Source organism: Phocaeicola sp. RTP21198st1_B8_RTP21198_201120 (assembly GCF_040929485.1).
Lineage (GTDB): Bacteria > Bacteroidota > Bacteroidia > Bacteroidales > Bacteroidaceae > Phocaeicola > Phocaeicola dorei.
Genome location: NZ_JBCOCI010000224.1, coordinates 1 through 2,030 on the forward strand (window position 1 = coordinate 1; position 2,030 = coordinate 2,030).

The 2,030-nt window shown below is 44.0% G+C and carries 2 protein-coding genes; one reads left to right on the plus strand and one right to left on the minus strand.

All coding sequences use genetic code 11. The features are described 5' to 3' along the window. Positions 1–1,358: IS66 family transposase (tnpC, locus tag AB5935_RS24780; protein WP_368327730.1), on the plus strand; the 1,358-nt coding region annotated here is incomplete at its 5' end. A gap of 258 nt (positions 1,359–1,616) precedes the next feature. Here the strand turns inward: tnpC and AB5935_RS24785 are convergent. Further along, positions 1,617–2,030: glycoside hydrolase family 125 protein (locus AB5935_RS24785; protein WP_368327731.1), on the minus strand; the 414-nt coding region annotated here is incomplete at its 5' end.

Consider the following 2,030-nt stretch of genomic DNA (forward strand, 5'->3'; position numbering starts at 1 on the left):
GATCCGCTCCTTCGGCTCCGGTTGAAGACTTGGAGCAGAAAGCTGCGGAATCAGCCTCTTCTGAGGCCGCTCCCCGGTCTGAATCCCCTTCCTGCCGTAAGGATTATGGCAAGCAGTCCACCGGTGCGGAGAATGTGGTGGTACATTACTGTGATGAATCGGATATCCCTTCGGGTGCACGCAAGATAGGCATACGTGAATGGATTCAATACTCGATTCAACATCAAGTGGTCAAACATGTATTCAAACTTGTACGGCTGGTGGATACACAGGGAAACATCTCGAACTATTATCAGCCTACAGACAAAAATGATACCCGCAGACCGTTTGAGAACGTCCTTGAAGGATATCCTGTGGATTTTGAACTGATGGCCCGCATTTTGGTTGACAAATACCAGTACGGTTTGTCTCTTGAACGGGTCGTAGACCGTCTCAAGGATGCCGGTGCACGTTTCAACACCTCTACCGTTTTGGCCTGGATAAAGAGGCACATGAAGGAGTTGTGCAAGCTTGAGGAACCTTTCCGGCAGTTGCTTCTCACACCCGGAAGCATGCTGTTCAGTGATGAGACTACCGAACAGGTCAGAGTGTACAATCAGCAGAAGGGTAAGTATGAATACCGTAAACAATACATTTGGGGAATAAAGAATCCCGACCGGAAAATAGCCTATTATCTGTATGACAACGGCAGCCGTAGCATGAAGGTCGCCCAAAAGTTCTTCGCAGGCTTCCGGGGAAGTGTCACCACCGACGGCTACAATGTCTATAAAATGTTTGAACGGGAAGATTCCTCAATAACACGGTACGGATGTATGGCACACGTCAGGCGAAAGTTTGTCGATGCATTACAGACCGACCATCGGTCTGCAGACATAATTAACCTGATATCAAACCTATACTGGGTGGAGGCGGATTGCAGAATTAATCTTCTCTCCGAAGATGAACGCAGGATGGAACGTCAGAAGAGGGCAATTCCTATATTGGCAGAAATATGGCAGATGATAAAACCTGTTTTTGAGCAAACCCGCGGGGATACAGCCAACCTTTTTCTAAAAGCGGTCAGATATGCTGTCAATGAATGGGAAGCAGTATCGCGTTATGTGCAAAATGGAAAGGCGGAAATAGATAATAATCCGGCCGAGAGGATGATGAAACCCATTTGCATGGGACGGAAGAATTATCTGTTTTGCGGTTCTGAACTAGGGGCAAAGAATGCTTCTATGCTATACTCGATTATTGAAACATGTAAGATGAATGGATTACGGCCGGTGAAATATATAGCGGAGATTTTAACTAAATTAACGGCAGGAGAAACAAATTATATGTCACTATTACCTATCAACAATAATAAAGAATAATAATTTTTTTGATGAAGAGATTCTCTATACCCCCTAGAGAGGAAAGAGAAAGGCACAGCCATACAATGAGTGCTTACAAACAACTACACGGGAGAATAGTTTCATCGGTGAGAAACTCTAGTTTCACTTACTTGAAACTATGGTTTCAAAGGCCTGAAACTAAAGTTCTTCAACCTTGAAACTACTTTGGAAGCGTAAGCTTCAAGGTTAGAAACAGTTATCTCATAAGCAGGAATACAATAAAAACATAATAGGAGACTATTGAATACTATTTAGTAAGTCTACCTTGCCTTCATTCACGAGTTTTAGGATTAGTTCTCCAAACAGCGTATTTTGCCATGCAAACCAGGAACGAGTAAAGTTCTTCGGGTCGTTCTTGTGGAAAGATTCATGCATGAACCCTGTTCCGGCATCCGTATCCATCAGCATTTTGATGCAGGTCTTGATTTCTGCGTCGTTTTGACTGGTGAATGCTTTCATCATAATACTCATGGGCCAAATCATATCATATCCGATGTGCGGACCGCCAATTCCTTCGCCGGCAGTACCTTTGAAGAAGTAAGGATTATCTTCGCTCCATACAAACTTACGGGTATTCTGATAAATAGGATCGTTCACTTTCACATCCCCAAGATAAGGCAGGGCAATGAGACTCGGCACATTGGCATCATC